The sequence below is a fragment of the Kribbella sp. VKM Ac-2566 genome, assembly GCF_004366005.1.
In the GTDB taxonomy this organism is placed as follows: Bacteria; Actinomycetota; Actinomycetes; order Propionibacteriales; family Kribbellaceae; genus Kribbella; species Kribbella pratensis.
In genome coordinates this window covers 545477-561269 of record NZ_SODT01000009.1, presented here as the reverse complement: position 1 = coordinate 561269, position 15793 = coordinate 545477, and the positions used below count along the sequence as shown (strand labels likewise).

General features: G+C 70.5%; 12 protein-coding genes and 1 pseudogene. 7 read left to right on the top strand and 6 right to left on the bottom strand.

Annotation, left to right across the window (positions count from 1 at the left end):
* Window positions 1-33: 33 nt before the first annotated feature.
* Together EV647_RS14170 and EV647_RS14165 are read right to left on the bottom strand one after the other, a co-directional pair.
* Window positions 34-339, bottom strand: coding sequence for a hypothetical protein (locus tag EV647_RS14170; protein ID WP_134002865.1), 306 nt, complete (start codon window positions 337-339; stop codon window positions 34-36).
* 52 nt (window positions 340-391) lie between these two features.
* Window positions 392-709, bottom strand: coding sequence for a hypothetical protein (locus EV647_RS14165; protein ID WP_134002863.1), 318 nt, complete (start codon window positions 707-709; stop codon window positions 392-394).
* Window positions 710-862: 153 nt separating this feature from the next.
* Here EV647_RS14165 and eccCa point away from each other — a divergent pair, with 153 nt between their 5' ends.
* From eccCa to EV647_RS14150, 3 genes are read left to right on the top strand one after another with little or no spacing between them, the layout of a single operon-like run.
* Window positions 863-4822 (top strand): type VII secretion protein EccCa, encoded by a 3960-nt coding sequence (eccCa, locus tag EV647_RS14160; protein WP_134002861.1) that lies wholly within the window; start codon window positions 863-865, stop codon window positions 4820-4822.
* Window positions 4823-4869: 47 nt separating this feature from the next.
* Window positions 4870-5205: a hypothetical protein gene (locus EV647_RS14155; RefSeq protein ID WP_134002859.1), complete on the top strand. Its 336-nt coding sequence runs from the start codon at window positions 4870-4872 to the stop codon at window positions 5203-5205.
* Entirely contained in the window at window positions 5205-6785 is a 1581-nt protein-coding gene (locus EV647_RS14150) for a hypothetical protein (protein ID WP_134002857.1), read from the top strand. Before EV647_RS14155 ends, EV647_RS14150 begins: the two co-directional genes overlap by 1 nt.
* Window positions 6786-6854: 69 nt before the next feature.
* Here the strand turns inward: EV647_RS14150 and eccB are convergent, their stop codons facing one another.
* The 3 genes and pseudogenes from eccB to EV647_RS43690 all read right to left on the bottom strand — a co-directional run.
* A complete protein-coding gene (gene eccB / locus EV647_RS14145; RefSeq protein WP_134002855.1) occupies window positions 6855-8279 on the bottom strand; it encodes a type VII secretion protein EccB in 1425 nt (474 codons plus the stop codon).
* A 1-nt stretch (window position 8280) separates the two neighbouring features.
* Window positions 8281-9141: a hypothetical protein gene (locus EV647_RS42970; protein ID WP_238177201.1), complete on the bottom strand. Its 861-nt coding sequence runs from the start codon at window positions 9139-9141 to the stop codon at window positions 8281-8283.
* 334 nt (window positions 9142-9475) lie between these two features.
* Window positions 9476-9661 (bottom strand): annotated as a pseudogene (locus tag EV647_RS43690) (EsaB/YukD family protein); the annotation flags it as partial.
* A gap of 97 nt (window positions 9662-9758) precedes the next feature.
* On the opposite strand from EV647_RS43690, the gene EV647_RS14135 reads away from it, so the two are divergent.
* From EV647_RS14135 to EV647_RS14120, 4 genes are read left to right on the top strand one after another with little or no spacing between them, the layout of a single operon-like run.
* Window positions 9759-10373 (top strand): hypothetical protein, encoded by a 615-nt coding sequence (locus EV647_RS14135; RefSeq protein WP_134002853.1) that lies wholly within the window; start codon window positions 9759-9761, stop codon window positions 10371-10373.
* On the top strand, window positions 10370-10936 hold the full coding sequence (locus EV647_RS14130) for a hypothetical protein (protein ID WP_134002851.1): 567 nt from the start codon (window positions 10370-10372) through the stop codon (window positions 10934-10936). Before EV647_RS14135 ends, EV647_RS14130 begins: the two co-directional genes overlap by 4 nt.
* A gap of 4 nt (window positions 10937-10940) precedes the next feature.
* Window positions 10941-12314: a serine/threonine-protein kinase gene (locus EV647_RS14125; RefSeq protein WP_134002849.1), complete on the top strand. Its 1374-nt coding sequence runs from the start codon at window positions 10941-10943 to the stop codon at window positions 12312-12314.
* Between the two features lie 52 nt (window positions 12315-12366).
* Window positions 12367-14688, top strand: coding sequence for a fibronectin type III domain-containing protein (locus EV647_RS14120; RefSeq protein ID WP_134002847.1), 2322 nt, complete (start codon window positions 12367-12369; stop codon window positions 14686-14688).
* A gap of 186 nt (window positions 14689-14874) precedes the next feature.
* On the opposite strand, the gene EV647_RS14115 is transcribed toward EV647_RS14120, so the two are convergent.
* Window positions 14875-15699, bottom strand: a complete 825-nt coding sequence (locus tag EV647_RS14115) for an SAM-dependent methyltransferase (protein WP_134002845.1) — start codon at window positions 15697-15699, stop codon at window positions 14875-14877.
* Between the last annotated feature and the right edge of the window lie 94 nt (window positions 15700-15793).

The following is a 15793-nucleotide window of genomic DNA, read 5'->3' as shown; positions in this document are numbered from 1 at the left end:
GGGCTCTTGTCGTGCGGTTCAGCTCGTCCGCGGTCAGGCCCCCATCAGGCCCTGGACCGCGGCCTGGGAGAACTTGGCCGTCTCCATGCCGTCGCCCAGCGTGACTCCGCCCCGGCGAGCCAGGTCGTGCTGGATCTGGGCGTTTTCGACGACCCGGTTCTCGTGCTGGCGGAGGGCTTCGAGCGCACCGCGGAAGTCGTCGCTGCGCCAGCTCACCTCCAGCCGCGAGACGTTGGCCACATGATCGCCGACCTCGGTGACCTTGCCGTCCGCGTTGGCGTTCTGGAGCCCGATGTTCTGCTCGAAGTTCCCGAAGTTCATGAACAGCCTGTTGTCCATCTGCTTCCTTCCTGTTCGTTGCCTGCTGCAATGAGGTGGCCGGACCGGTGGGTCAGGCCGTCACGTCGCCGATCGTCAGCGTGCTGGCGGCCTGGTCCCGGGTCGCGTCGAACCGGGTACCGATGGCCATACCGGTGTCGGCCTGCAGCCGCGCATGTTCGATGTTCTTCCGGGTGATATCGCCGATCGCCTGGTTGCTCTGCACCGCGGCCAGGTACGGCGAGCCGCCCAGAGCGTCGTACAGGTCGGCGTTGATCGTCTCGTCACTGCGGCGCAGGTTGAAGTCCGACTGGTCGCCGTACTGGTCGGACTGCACACCGAACCCGGTGTAGATGTCGCTACCGACACCTTCGATGAAGGGCATCGACATCGGCAGACTCCTTTCTCTCCTGGATTGCCTGGCGATCCACGCTAGGAGCCGGCACCGCTGCCGGAGATCCGCGCGGCACGTTCCTGCCATCGGCGCCGGCGTTCCGTCCGGACGGGCCACGATCGGCGTGGATTCCCAGGAGAGGTGATCGTGATGGCGACGATGGTGGTACGGCGGCCGGACCGCAGACCCGGCCCGGACGTGCCGGGCGGCGAACTGCTGCTGGAGGCGCCGCCCGAGGTCCCCGAGCCGGGCGGCCGGCAGTGGGCGCAACTGCTGATGGTGCTGCCCATGGTGGCGATGATGGGCGCGATGCTGCTGTCGTTCTCCGGCAGCCTGGGCGGTGGACTGCGGATCGCGGTCTTCGCGCTGTTCGGCGTCGCGATCGTCGGCATGATCTTCGCCGGCCTGCTGATGCGCTCCGGGGCGGGCAAGTCGGAGATGGGCCACGCCCGGCGCCGGTACCTGCGGGAGCTGGCGCAGCAACGGATCCGGCTGACCAGATCGGTCGGCAACCAGCGCGCAGCCCTGCAGTACCACCACCCCGAGCCCGAGAGCCTGTGGACGCTGGCCGCCAGTCACCGGCTCTGGGAACGTCGCCGCGACGACGAGGACTTCGGCATCACCCGGATCGGGGTCGGACCGCAGGCACCGGCGATCTCGGTCGTACCGCCGGACACGCAGCCGCTGGAGCGCCTGGAACCCCTGTCCGCGCTGGCCTTGCGCCGCTTCGTCTCGACGTACGCGACCGTGCCGGACCTGCCGATCGCGATCGCGATCACCGGGTTCGCGAGGATCCACTTCACCGGGGACCGCGAGCGGGCGGGCGGCCTGGTCCGCGCGATGCTCGCCCAGCTCGCCACCCTGCAGGCGCCGGACAACCTGCGGATCGCCGTCGTCACCGACCACGATCAGGAGGCGGACTGGGACTGGGTGAAGTGGCTGCCGCACGCACTGCACCCGGAGCGCACCGACGCGCTCGGGCCACTACGGTTGGTCGCTCCAACGATCATCTCGATCGAGGCGATGCTGGACGACCTGCTCACCGGCCGGCCGCGGTTCGATCCGGACGGCGGCGGTACGGCGGCCGGCCCGCACGTCGTCGTGGTACTCGCCGGGGGCGATACCAGCGGCTCGGATCACCTCCTGGCCGATCGCGGACTGGAAGGCGTCACGGTCCTGGACCTCGCCACCCTGCCGCCGCGGGCGCTCGACGCGAGCGCGATCGTGCTCGACGTCGGCAATGACGGCACGCTGACCAGTGAGACGATGGACGACGAGGCCGGGCTCGGCCGCGCCGACGAACTGTCCCGGGCGGCGGCCGAGGGCCTGGCGCGCCAACTCGCACCGCTGCGGCTCACCGCCGGCGCGCAGAGCGACCAGCCGCTGAGCGCGGACCTCGGACTCGGTGAGCTGCTCGAACTCGGCGATCCGTACGATTTCGATCCCGCGGTCACCTGGGTGCAGCGGCCCAGCCGCGACCGGCTACGGGTGCGGTTCGGTCTGCGCGCCGACGGGCTGCCGATCGAGATCGACCTGAAGGAGTCCGCCCAGGAAGGCATGGGGCCGCACGGGTTGCTGATCGGCGCCACCGGCTCCGGCAAGAGCGAGCTGCTGCGCACGCTGGTGCTTGCCCTCGCCATCACCCACCCGCCGCGCTCGCTGAACTTCGCGCTGATCGACTACAAGGGCGGCGCGACGTTCGCGACGCTGGAGAAGCTCCCGCACACCAGCGCGGTGATCACCAACCTGGCCGACGAGTTGCATCTGGTCGACCGGATGACGGACGCGATCAACGGCGAGCTGATCCGCCGGCAGGAGCTGCTGCGGGCCGCGGGCAACTTCGCCTCGTTGCGGGACTACGAGAAGGCGCGCATGGCCGGCGCGCCGCTTCCCGAAGTACCGACACTGCTCGTGGTGTGTGACGAGTTCAGCGAACTCCTGAGCGACCGGCCGGACTTCATCGACATGTTCGTGCAGATCGGCCGGGTCGGGCGATCGCTCGGCGTGCACCTCCTGCTGGCCAGCCAGCGCCTGGACGAGGGCCGGCTGCGCGGTCTCGAGGCGCACCTCTCGTACCGGGTCGGCCTGCGGACGTTCTCGGACATGGACAGCCGCACCGTCCTCGGCGTGAACGACGCGTTCTTGTTGCCCAGGGCACCTGGTCACGGGTTCCTGCGAGTCGGTACCGAGCAGCTCGACCGGTTCCGGGCCGCGTACGTCTCCGGCGTCCACCGGCGGCCGACGGCCGGGCAGTTGCCGATGACACCCGGCAACTCGCTGGTCCTGCACGACTACATCAGCGGGTACGTCGCCCCGCCGGTGGCCACCGACGACCAGGAGCAGCAGCAGTCGGAGGACCCGTTCGACGAGAGTGTCGGCGAGACGTTGCTCGACATCCTGGTGGATCGGATGACCGGCCGTGGCGACGCCGCGCACCAGATCTGGCTGCCGCCGCTCGACGAGTCACCGGCCCTCGACGACGTCCTCGGACCGGTCCGGGTCGAGCCGGGCCGCGGTCTCACCGCGGGCGAGCCGCGTCTGACCGGGAGCCTGACCGCCCGCGCCGGCATCGTGGACCGGCCGCTCGAACAGCGCCGCGACCCGCTGCAACTGGACCTGTCCGGTGGCGGTGGGCACGTCGCCGTCGTCGGCCGCCCGCACAGCGGCAAGAGCTCTTTGCTCGCAGCAACCATCATGTCACTGGCACTCACCCACACCCCGGAAGAGGTGCAGTTCTACTGCCTGGACTTCGGCGGCGGCGTGCTGACCGGTCTGCGCGGCCTGCCCCACGTCGGCGGACTGGCCGGCCGGCAGGACACCAACTCGGTACGACGGACGATCGCCGAGGTGATGAACCTGATCTCCCAGCGCGAGCGCGAGTTCGCCGAGCTCGGCATCGACGGGATGGCCGCGTACCGGGAGCGCCGGCAGGCCGGGACCGTCCCGCCGTCGCCGTACGGTGACGTCTTCCTGGTGATCGACGGCTGGCTGACGATCCGCAACGACTTCGAGGATCTGGAGATTCTGCTCGGCGACATCGCCACCCGCGGTCTCGCGTACGGCGTGCACCTGATCATCAGCGCGGCGCGCTGGTTCGACATCCGGATGAACATCCGCGACCTGTGCGGTACCAAGCTGGAACTGAAGATCGGCGATCCGATCGACTCCTTCTTGGACCGCCGTACGGCGCTGCTGGTCCCGGAGAACGCACCCGGGCGCGGCATCACCGGCAGCCGGCACCAGTTCCTGTCGGCGCGGCCGCTGCTGGCCGCCGACCAGGGCGAGCGGACCGCTGACGGCCTGGGCCGGCTCGTCGAGCAGATCGCGGCGGCCTGGACCGGCGAATCCGCGCCGCCGGTCCTGCTGCTGCCCGCCGAGGTTCCCGCCGACCGCCTCGACGGCGAGAGCGATCCCGAACGTGGCCTGGCCGTCGCCGTCGCGGAGCGGGATCTCTCCCCCGTCCGGATCGACTTCTCCGCCGACCCGTGCTTCATCGTGCTCGGCGACACCGCGTCCGGGAAGAGCGGATTCCTGCGCACCCTCGGCCGGCGGATCCAGGAGGCGTACACACCGGACCAGGCCCGGATCCTGGTGATCGACCATCGGCGGAGCCTGCTCGGCGGTTTCGAGGGCGAGCATCTGGTCGGCTACGGCAGCAACCACCACGCGACCGAGACTCTGGTCGAGCAGGTGTGCGCGGTCCTGACGCAACGGATGCCCGGCCCGGACGTGACCGCCGAACAACTCCGCGACCGCTCATGGTGGCAGGGACCCGACCTGTACGTGCTCGTCGACGACTACGACCTGGTCGCCACCACCGAGGGGCATCCGCTGATGCCGTTGCTCCCGTTCATCCCGCAGGCCGCGGACATCGGGCTGCGGTTCGTGGTGGCCCGCCGTACCGGTGGCGCCGGCCGCGGGTTCTTCGAGCCGGTCCTTGCTCGCCTCCGGGACATCGCGTCCCCGGGCCTGATGCTGTCCGGCAGCCGCGAGGAAGGCCCGTTGCTGGGCGGCGTCCGCCCGCAGCCGTTGCCTCCGGGCCGCGGCCGCCTGATCAGCCGTCAGGGTACGGCGCAACTGGTCCAGCTCACCCTTCCACCCCAGACCTGACCGCCGTACGGCGCAGGACGAACACCGACAGCAGAAAGGAGCAGCACATGGCAGATCTCGATTCCGACAACCCCGACGACTTCGAGACGACGGCGGGAAGCTACCGGCGCCAGTCCGGCGAACTCGGAACCGCGGGCGCCGAGATGGGTCAGCCAGGACCGGTGACGCCGGGTGTCTTCACCGGCCGGACCCAGATGGCCAACGACATCAACACGGCGCTGACGACCGCCGGGCAGAAGATGACGGAGGCCGCGCAGGGAGTCGGGGCCTACGGATCCGTCAGCTCGCAGGTCGGCAAGCTGTACAAGCGCCACCGGGAGCTGTCCACGCAGGTCCTGGGCGGCGTGATCAACGACGCCGGCGAGACGACAGGAGGGAACTGATGGCCGAGCCAACTGATGGTCAGGCAAGCTACGCCGCCGAGGCGTCCGGTGTGGGCACCGACATCGCGGCCATCGTCACGCTGGCCGAGAAGTTCGAGCAACTGGCGCTCGGCGAGCAACGCGAAACCGCACCCGGCCTGGAGAAGCTGCCGGAGCGGTTCGCGAAAGCCTCGCAGGCACTCAGCACCACGCACACGCAGTTCCGTCAGGCCGCGGCCTCGTTGCTCACCGGTTGGCGGAGCAAGGTGGAGTCCAAGGTCTTCGAGCAGGCTGCCGAGCAGAGTGCCAAGTCACTCGCCGACAGCGCCGACGAGCTGAGCGGGCGGGTCAACGGCGCGAGTCTCGGTCGGCAGGTTCCGGTCGTCATTCAGAACATCAACACAGCGGCCGCCAACGCCACGCGGGTCGCGGCGCAGGCACGCGTCCAGCAGACGCTGATGAAGGAGTCCGGCGCTGAGCAGGGCCTTGCGATCGCCGAGGCGACAGGGGGATTCAACCCGCTCGACGGGCTCAAGCAGGATCTGATCACCGTCGGCCAGGGGCTGGACCAGGTCGGACAGCAGTACGTCATGATCGGCCAGCAGGCCCGCGGCATGGCCGACCGGGTGCGCTGGCAGGGGCCGCACAGTGACGCTGGTCCTGGAGGCACCCCTGGTACTGGTCCTGGTTCGCCCGGAAGTGTGCCGGCCGGCAGCCCGGGCGGGGCTCCTGGTGGAACTCCCGGTGGGGCTCCGGGCGGTGACGAGGCGGGCGGTGGCGCCGGCGGTGGTGCTGCCGGTGGCGAAACGGGTGCCGGCGGGGCCGGCGAAGGCGCGGAGGGCACGGGAGGCGTCGGCACACCTGGCGGCTCCGGCGGTATGGGCCTGACCGGGCTGCCGTCGGCGACGCCGACGCCGTTGAAGCCGATCGCGCCGTTGCTGCCGATCGATCACGCGGCCACCCCCGCCACCTCGATCGGTCCGCTCAGCCCGGTCGGTTCGCACGGGCTCGGATCCGGAGCCGGCGGGTACATCGGCGGCGGCGCCGGGCGCGGTATCGGGTCCGGTGTCGGCTCCGGCGGTGGGATCGGCGGTGCCGGCCTCGGTGGCGCCGGACGGTCGAAGCTAGGTGGCATCAAGCCGCTCGGCGTCGGTGACCAGCAGATCCCTTCCGTGGTCAAGGGCGGCGGGCAGACGCAGACCGCATCGTCCGTCGGCCAGGCGCCCGCACTCCCCGGCTCGACCGGCGCGTCTCCGGCCGGTGGAGCCGCCGGAGCGGGCTCGGGCGTGCCGCCGATGATGCCGCCGATGGGCGGTGCGGCCGCAGGCGCCGGTGCTGGTCGCGGCGGCAAACCCGGCACGGGCGCGATCCGCCCGGCGGGCCGAGAACGGAGTCGCACCGGCGGCCCGGCTCCCGGCGTACCGGACCGGCTTCGCGGCCGCGCGGGCAAGCAGCCCATGTTCCCCGCGGCCCCGGCGGCGAAGTCGACGGCCAAGCGGGACCACGACCGGCCGGAGACGCTGCAGATCCTCGACGAGGAACTGTGGTCGGTCGAGCCGGAGACCGACGTCAAGCCGTCCACTCCGCGCCTCGCCACCTGATCGGAGACGCACACAGAATGTCCCCGGCCGGATCTTCCGGCCGGGGACATCTGCTGTGTCCAGGGGTCGTCAGGGCGCGGCGGTCATCGCGCTCGCCGGGCTCAGGCCCGGGCCTTGCGGGATCCGCGCGACCAGGTCCGCGGGCAGTCGGACCGGCCGCGTGCCGGCGTACCCGAGGGTGTCGAGAAGCTTCGGGTCGGCGAGCGGATAGGCACGACCCAGGTCGGTGACCAGTGCCACCGTTCCGGCCGGTGCGCGACCCGACGGCATCGCCTCAACGACCGCGGCCGTGCCGGGCGGGACGACGATCCGGTCGGCGAGGGCGGTACCCCGCGGTCCGCGTTTCGGCGTGATCATCATCGGGTCCCGAGCGGGCAGTACGGCGTCGATGGCGACGACCGGCCGGGTACTACCGGGCGCGAACGTCGCGCAGACCGTCCCGTTACCGCCGTTCGGAGCCGCGAACTCGGGCCGGCTGCGTGGCACGCTGCTGTCGCCGGTCGAGTCCGGAAGCGGGTCGGAGCGTCCGACCGACAGCAGGCCGAGCTCGATCGCGACCGGCGCCTTACCGCCGTACGCCGCGGCCAGTGGCCGGTAGGCGGTCTGGATGTCGTACTGCAGCTCGGAGATCGGCACCGGCCGGGTCTTCGCGGCGAGGTAGTACTGCCGTCCGCCGCCGGAGGTCTTCACCACGAACAGCTGACCGACCTTCGTCGCCGGGCGGTCCGGGATCGCGGTCGACGGCGTACCGATCCCGGCCGGTTTGATCGGCGCGATCGGCCGGCCTTCCGGGAGCGCCGCGACGAACGCGCTGCCGACCCGGGCCCAGGGCTCGGTGCGGAGCGCCAGCCCGACCGCGACCGCGTCCGACTTGTCGATCCGGTGCCTTAGACCGTCGCTGATCAGATACCGGTCGCCGGTCTCGATCACCTCGACCAGCAGCGCTTTCGTGCCGAGCGGCTGGGCGGTGCCGGGCCGGGAGCCGACGAGCAGCACCGACTCGCTGTCCGCTTCACCCGCGGACGTCCGGATCGGTTGCGAGCAGAGCGTCCATCCGCCGGTCAGCAACCGGCTGGCCGGCGCCAGCGCGTCCGGTGCATCCGGAATGCCGATCCGCGGACCGCGCGCAGTTTCCGCAAGCGATTTCCGCGACACCTGCTTGGTGGCCGAGTTCTTGCCCAGAGCAAGCAACGCGGAGACGTAGTTCGTCACCGGGTGCAGCCGCCCGTCCAGGTACACGTAGCGGGTCCCGGTCTCCCTCTCGACGATCACCAGCTCGCCGCTCTGCCAGGCCTTGTTCCCGCCGGGCACGACGAGCCCGTAGACAGCCACCACGGCAAGGGCGAGGAACGCGATCACGAAGCTTCCGATCGCGGCGTTCAGCGGGCGCCGGAACGGGGGCTGTTCCGGATCGGAGTCCCTGGTGACCAGCGCGGACACCATCCGCTGCCCGAGGAACTGGTGCGACTGCAGTTGATCCTTGCGGGTCGCCATCTCAGCCGCCCCATCCGCGCAGCAGACCGTAGAGCCCGAGCACCGCGCAGGTCACCGGCACCAGCGCGAGGACCAGCAGTAGTTCCAGGATCTCCGCGGCGCGCCCGAAGTACGGCGTCGGCGGCCGGACGGCGTACCGCAGACCGAACAGGACGGCGCCGGCCGCGACGAGCAGGCTGACCGGGACCACCGGTGTCAGTGGATTCGTGCCGCCGGAGCTCAGCGGCCCGAGAAGCAGCGCGGCCACACCGACGACGCCGGCGACCAGGAACGTCAGTCGCTGCTTGACGATCGGGTACAGCCGGGCGCGGATCAGCGCGCCCGCACTCAGCAGTACGGCGAGGATCGTGGCCGATCGGGTGCCGTCGAGCGCGAGCATGACGATGCCCACGGCAACGATCGTCGCGGTGCCGATCAACAGGCCCGTGAGCAGACTGTCGGCTCGGACCACCGCGCCGTACACCTGCCGCCGCGGCGGCTGCGGATCGTCTCGCACGAGGTCGGCCGTGGTGCGCGGCAGGATCGGCATCGGTACCCGCCCGAGCCGGATCGCCAACGAGCCGAGCGCCGGCGACAACGTGATCGCCGCGGCCGCCGTGATGGCCGCGGCATCGGTACCGTCGAGCCGGTCGGCGGATCCGATCCAGCTGCCGGCGATGCCGAGCGCGCCGAGCGTCGCGGCCGCGGCGAACAGCGTGGCACCGTCGACGATGCCTACTGAGCACCACGCCGGCCACGAGCAGTGCGGCCGAAGCCGCGAGTAGTTGCGGGGCTCCGATCTCCGGCGCCGCGGCGTCCCCGGCCAGCACGAGTCCACCGCCGAGAGCGCCGGTGACCAAGGACAGTCCGCCGGGTACGACACCGGCGCCCGAGTCCCCGACCGCCCTCGCGAGCGTCACGCCGGCCACGATGAACAGGCCCGCGAGGAACAGCAGCCACCCCGCCGGATTCGCCCACGGCGTACCGAGACGCAGGACAGTGACGACGCTGACCACGGCCGCCACCACGGCGATCGTCAGCCCCGCGGCGCGGGTGTGCCAGGCGGACCACGCAGCGCCGAGGCGGCCCGAGCCACGGGCGACGGCGTCGACGAGGTCGTCGTACTCGAGCTCCGGCCACTCCGTCGTCCGTGGGACCAGATGCAGGATCTCGCCGTCCCGGATGCGATGCGCACCGAGTGTGCGTCCGAGGACGAGCTCCGCGCCGTCCAACCGGCGCAGCATCCAGCCACCGTCCGCGACGCCTTCGTCGGCGAGGTGTTCGCCGGCCTTGGTGAGCAGGCCGGGGAGGATCTCGGCGATCGCCGCTTGCTCCGGGAGAGCCAGGTCGATGCGGCGCTGGGGCGCCACGATTGTCACCCGGACCAGACCTGTGATGTTCATGGGGCAACTGTCGCGGCGCCGGCGTGGTCGGGAGGGGACGCGACAGGTTCCTGCCGCCGGCGGATCGGGGGCGGTGCGGCGACCTAGCGTACTGGGTGTGACGACTGATCGAGAGTTGCTTCTCCCGGTGGGGCACGACCTGGGGGTGGTGTATTCGGGGGCGACCGAGCGACGGCAGCAGGTGCGGGTGGGGGTCGAGGTGGCCGAGTTGGCGGACCGCGAGTTCGCGGTGTGGCTGCTGGCGCACGGGGTTGACGACCAGGACCGGCCGACGCGGTCGTCGGTGGTGGAGCGGGCCGGAAACCTCGGGCTGGATTCGGAACACGTGGTCGAGCGGTTCCTCCGGGACGGACTGCTGGTGGCGGTAGATCCTGCGGCGGACGACGCGGTCGGTTTCGCCGAGGAACACCAGCTGTTCCCGTTGTTGCAGGGGCTCGGGCCGGATCCGGATCAGCCGTGGATGCAGAGGGTCGGGCTTCTGAACCATCCGGTGGCGCAGGTCTCGGTCGCCGTGTACGACGTACTGATGTGGGCGCAGCTCGCACCGGAGCTGTGGACCGGGTGCAACGACGCCGCGAAGGTCGCCGTACAGGCTGGTGTGACGGCGCCGGAGGAGACGGATCCGCGGCAGGTCCTGGCCGGGGTGCTCGGACAGGTTCACGGTCTGCTCTGTGTGCGGGCGGCGTACTTCGACCGGCGGAGGGTGCGGTGACGGTTTTCCCGATCGGGCACTACAACGGCGTCCGGGACGAGGAGCAGGTGGTTCGGGTCGGGTGGAGTCAGCACCGGCTCGACGCGGACGCGTTCGTGGTCTGGGTGCTGGCGCACGGGTTGCCCGAGGTCGGCAAGGGTGCGTGGACCGTCGACGATGTCGTCCTACATGCTCAGCGGGCCGGGGTCGCGGAACCGGCGGCGTACGTCGAGCGGCTCTCCGGCGCGGGGCTGATAGTGGTCGTCGAGGACGGGAGGCAGTTCGCGCAGCGGCACCGGCTGGACATCATGTTCGTTGGCCTCGGCAACGCTCCGGACCGGCTGGAAGGGCATGCGGTCGGGATTCCAGGTCTCGGGACCGCAGCGATCCTCGACCCGGACTGCTACGAGTTGTGGCAATGGGGTTCGGTGGCGCCGACGTTGTGGCACAGCTGCGAGGTTCGCGCGACGGTGACCGCGGAACCGTCCGGGCGGACCGATCCGGACGCTGCCCTGGCCGAGATCCTCGGCGACCTGCGCTTCCTGGTGGCACGCGGATGCGCGTACCTGGACGTTGCGGGATGACAAGATGACCCTGATGGCTGAGATCTCCCCCGATGCGCTGGTGCCGCGGGCCACCGGGCCAGTGGCGACGGTGTACCTGCTGGCGCCTCCCGGCGGGCGGACGGTCGCGGTGAAGGTCTATCCGCAGCCGCTCGATCGGCGGACCTACAACGGGATCGAGGTCGAGCAGGCGAAGCTGGCCGGGTTGCGGTCGGCGCCGTCGATCGTCCGGGTGGAGTCGCTGGACGACCTGCCGGACGGGCGGACCGCGCTGCGGATGGAGTTCTGCCCGCAATCGTTGCCGGATCTGGTCGGAGGAGGACCTCTGCCGATCGGGGACGTCATCGTCCTCGGGCAGATCCTCAGCTCGGTACTGGCGGAGGCGCACGATGCCGGGCTGGTGCACGGCGGGGTGACGCCGGCGAACGTGCTCGAGCGGTCCAGCGGGCAGCCCGCGCTGTCGGACTTCGGGATGGCGCTGCGGCTGCGGTTCCCGCGCGATCTGATGAGCGACGCGGCGTACACGGCTCCCGAGGTACTGCGGGAAGGTGAGCTGTCCGAGGCGGCCGACGTCTACGGGCTGGGCGCCGTACTGTATCTGGCCCTGACCGGGCGACCGCCGTTCCCGGCGCGGACCGGTGAGCCGCCGGACGGCGTCGTACTGCGGGTCCTGCGGGACCCGCCCGCGGAGGTGACCGGCCGGGATGTGCCGCCGGCGTTGTCGGCGCTGCTGCTGCGGATGATGGCGAAGGAACCGGACGCCCGTCCGGAGGCGGCCGCCGTCGTCGGCGAGTTCGAGGCGCTACTGGCCGGGGCGGGTGCGGTGCCGGAGGACGATCTGGACTTCGACGACTTCCGCGACGAACTGGCCGCGGGGCGGAGCGTTCCGCTGGCCGTCGTCGAGGCGCCGAAGAAGAAGCCGCCCGCGAAGCAGAAGGCCGCCAAACCCGTACCCGGAAAATCCCGGAAACCGTTGTTGCTCGGCGCGGGCGCGGCAGTCGCGCTGGTGGCCGTCGTACCGGTCGTGTTCCGGCCGGGCGGCGACGACCCGGCCGGTCGGGCGGCCGCGCCACCACCTGCCGTCAGTACGCCGACCCCGACGCCGGCACCGCCTCCTACGACACCGCCGAAACAGGCCACGATCAAGCTGAATCCGCCGGTGGACAAGGGCACCTCGGTTGTCCTGACCTGGTCGGGCCCGCCGAGGCTGACGTACGCCGTGATCGTCGCGGAGCAGGGCGCCAGGCAGCCGCAGACGACGCTGCGGGGCACGATGACCTCGCTGACCGTACAGGTCAGCAGCGGTCTGAAGTACTGCTTCCTCGTGCAGGGCACCGACGGCGTGGACAAGTTCGAGAGCGAGCCGAGGGCCATCCGTGGTGCCACCTGCAGTGGATGACGCTGGACGGACTGTGGACCGGTTCTGGACCTTGATCGCCTAGTCTGAGCGGGTGAGGCCGATCCCGTTCCGCCCCAGGCGGCTCACCGAACTGCTCCGCAGGCGTGGCCGCTCCGAGGCCACGCTCGCTGCGGTCGTGGCCGGTTGCGTCGCGCTGATGAGCGTGGTCGTGCTGACCGGCGCCGGCTCCCCGGACAACGGCGTGAAGTTCACGCAGTCCGGCCACTGGGTCTACAACAGCGTGGTCGGACGGATCTTCCACCTGGACGGCGCGACCGGCAAGGTGGACGCGGACACCGAGGTGAAGACCGCCTCGCCTGGTGCACAGGTCGTGCAGACCGACAAGCAGGGATATGTGCTGTCCCGGTCGCGGATCGACCAGTTCGGCAAGTCCGACCTGACCGTTCTGGACCCGGTGCAGCCACCGGCGACGAACGAGCAGCCGGTCGGCCTCGAGGCGGCTGGTGCGGCGTTCGCCGTGTACCAGCAGGCCGGGCGGGTGGTGCGGTTCGGTGACAAGGAGACGATTGCCTTCCCCGGCGGGCCGCTCGGCGATCCGGTCGTGACCTCGGACGGGACGCTGTGGGTGCACCGGGTCGGCGAGGGCGACCTGTGCCGGTTGCCGATGACGGCGGACCGGATGTCCTGTCCCGCAACGGCTCCCAAGGGACACAAGGGCGCGCTGACCGCGGTCGGCACGAACGCCGTGTTCGTCGACCTGACCGCGCGGCAGGTGTACACGCTGAACGCCGGCGGGATGGACACCGGCCCCGATCTGGGCGACATCGACGTACCCGACGACGCGCTGGTCGCGGGCAACGACGTCGACGGCCGGCTGGCGATCGTCGACCGGACGCACAACAAGCTGCACCTGGTCGACATCTCGCACCCGGACAAGCCCGAGGCGCCGATCAGCACGCCGCTGCCGAAGGGGAACTACGACAAGGTCGCGTCCTCCGGTGACGGGCTCGCGCTGCTGGACCGGAAGAACTCCAACCTGATCACGCTCGGCCGCGACGGCAAGAAGGTCGACGAGGCCAAGCTGCCGAGCCGGCCCGTCGGTGGACGCGAGAAGCCTGAGGCGAACCTGTACCGCGGCGACGACTCCCGGGTGTACGTCGAGAACGGGATCGGCGACCGCGTCGTCGTGGTCGACCGCGACGGCGAGACCGAGTCCGTGGACATCGGCACCGGCGAGGACGGCGCCGGCAAACCGACGACCACGCCGAAGAAGCCCGAGAACACCGCCAGGCCGACGATCACGCCGCCGGCCAAGCCCAAGACCACGGTCCCGCCTCGCACCACGCCCCCTCGCACCACTCCCCCGAGGACCACGCCTCCTCGCAAGCCCGAGACGCCGCGGAAGACCACTCCGCCGAACCGTCCGGGCAACGAGCACACACCGGACAAACCGGATCCCGGCAAGACGAAGACGCCACCGCCGACCCGCAAGACCACTCCTCCGACCCCACCGAAGCCGCCGGCCGCGAAGCCGGGGCGGCCCGGTGCACCCCTGAACGTGGCGGCCCGGATCATCGACGGCGGCGCGGTCGTGACCTGGGGTGCGGCCGCGGCGCACGGCGCGACAATCACGTCGTACAAGCTGAGCTGGACCGGCGGATCGACGACGGTCAGCGGGTCGACGCGCTCGGCGCTGATCCCGGGCCTGAAGACGAAAACGGCGTACTACTTCACCATCTACGCGGTGAACAGCGCCGGCAACGGCCCCGCGGTGAAGTCGAACCGGGTCGAGCTGAAGTGGAACCCGGCCGAGTCGCCGCGCGAGCTCCTGGTGAAGGACGACGGTATCAGCGGGAGGCTGACGCTCGGCTGGATGCAGCCGACGATGGGCGACGGGACGTTCCTGCGGTACGAGGTGTCGATCGGATCGAGCACCGCGCCGGTCCGGGTGCGGTCGACCACCACCTCCGCGACAATCAGCGGCCTGACCGACGGGAAGTACTCCACCTTCTTCGTGCGCGCGATCACCAAGGCGTCGGATGGGCAGGAGGTGGTGGGCAAGTACACCAGCCTGTCCGCGACCTCGGTCAGCAAGGAGCAGCCCACCAAGCGGGTGGTGGCTTCGCGGGGCGACGGTACGACGTACGGCGACAACTGTCAGCACCCGGAGTGCGCGTACATCCAGGTCCGGATCGAGAACCTGACGCCGAACACGACGTACAGCATCAAGCCGTACACGTCCGAGTGGGGCAACTTCAACCCCGGCTACAGCACCAAGACCGACGCCCAGGGCCAACTCCTCGTCCCCGACCAGTTCCCCTGCAGCGCCGTAGGCCAACTCACCTGGGTAACTGTCCAAGGCCCCGAAGGCACCTACACCTCCAACAAGTTCTTCTGGAAATCCGACACCTGACCGGACCGCGGCGGCAGCCACGCCCATGCCTCGGGTTCTCCTGTCGGATGTGTGGCTCGTGACCAACCCGATCCGCGATGGTGCGACAGACGACGGGTTATCCCCCGGCTCTCCTGACCCACACATGCATCACACGAGCTGGGTATCCACTGTGATGCGGGAGGTGTGCCTCTGTCGGGCGGAGGGTTAGTTCTTGACGGCGAGGACTGCGGCGATGAGGCGTTGGTAGTCGGTGAGGTCTTCGGGGGCGTCTTCGTTGCGCCATTCGGAGGCGGGGACGATGCCGGGCTCCAGGACGGTGAAGCCTTCGCCGAGGAGGGCGAGGATCTGGTCGTCGGTGCGCCAGCGGCCGCGGCCCAGGGACCCCTGCAGAACCTGTTCGAGTTCCTGGCTGCGGGGGTCGTTCTCGCTGCGGAAGTGGCTGATGAATACGTGGCTGCCGGAGACGATCCGGTCCTTCCAGAAGCGGACGATGCCTGCCGGGTCCTCGTCGTCGTTCACGTGGTGCAGGGTGGCGCTGAAGATCACGGCGACCGGCCGGCCGAAGTCGATCAGCCGCACGGTGTCCGGGTGCTCGATGATCGCCTTCGGCTCCCGCAGGTCGGCCTGGATGACCGTGGTGTTGTCGTTCTCGGCGAGCAGCGCGCGGCCGTGCGCGAGCACGATCGGGTCGTTGTCGACGTACACGACCTTCGCGTCCGGCGCGTACCGCTGGGCGACCTGGTGCACGTTGTCCGCGGTCGGCAAGCCGCTGCCCAGGTCGATGAACTGCCGGACGGGCGTGTTCGTGACGATCTCACGGACCGCGCGGATCAGCGCGCCACGGTTGTCGTACGCGATCACGCGGGAACCGGGCAGTTCGTTGATGAACCGGTCGCCGAACGCGCGGTCGACCGCGAAGTTGTCCTTGCCGCCGAGCAAGTAGTCGTACGTCCGCGCGATACTCGGCTTCGTCGTGTCGAAGCCCGGGAACGGCGACTTCTCCGTCACCGGCTCGTCTGCGTCGGACATCGCGCCCAATCCTTCCCGAAGACAACAGCCTTCCTCGTCGAGACAGATGTCACTCTATGCGACCCGGAAACTACCGCGCTCCGGCCCCCGGCAA

Excerpts from the sequence above, each read along its gene's own strand:
- EV647_RS14155 (WP_134002859.1), top strand. The coding sequence starts at position 4,870 with ATGGCAGATCTCGATTCCGACAACCCCGACGACTTCGAGACGACGGCG.
- EV647_RS14115 (WP_134002845.1), bottom strand. The coding sequence starts at position 15,699 with ATGTCCGACGCAGACGAGCCGGTGACGGAGAAGTCGCCGTTCCCGGGC.
- eccCa (WP_134002861.1), top strand. The coding sequence starts at position 863 with ATGGCGACGATGGTGGTACGGCGGCCGGACCGCAGACCCGGCCCGGAC.
- EV647_RS14165 (WP_134002863.1), bottom strand. The coding sequence starts at position 709 with ATGTCGATGCCCTTCATCGAAGGTGTCGGTAGCGACATCTACACCGGG.
- EV647_RS14150 (WP_134002857.1), top strand. The coding sequence starts at position 5,205 with ATGGCCGAGCCAACTGATGGTCAGGCAAGCTACGCCGCCGAGGCGTCC.
- EV647_RS14125 (WP_134002849.1), top strand. The coding sequence starts at position 10,941 with ATGACCCTGATGGCTGAGATCTCCCCCGATGCGCTGGTGCCGCGGGCC.
- EV647_RS14170 (WP_134002865.1), bottom strand. The coding sequence starts at position 339 with ATGGACAACAGGCTGTTCATGAACTTCGGGAACTTCGAGCAGAACATC.
- eccB (WP_134002855.1), bottom strand. The coding sequence starts at position 8,279 with ATGGCGACCCGCAAGGATCAACTGCAGTCGCACCAGTTCCTCGGGCAG.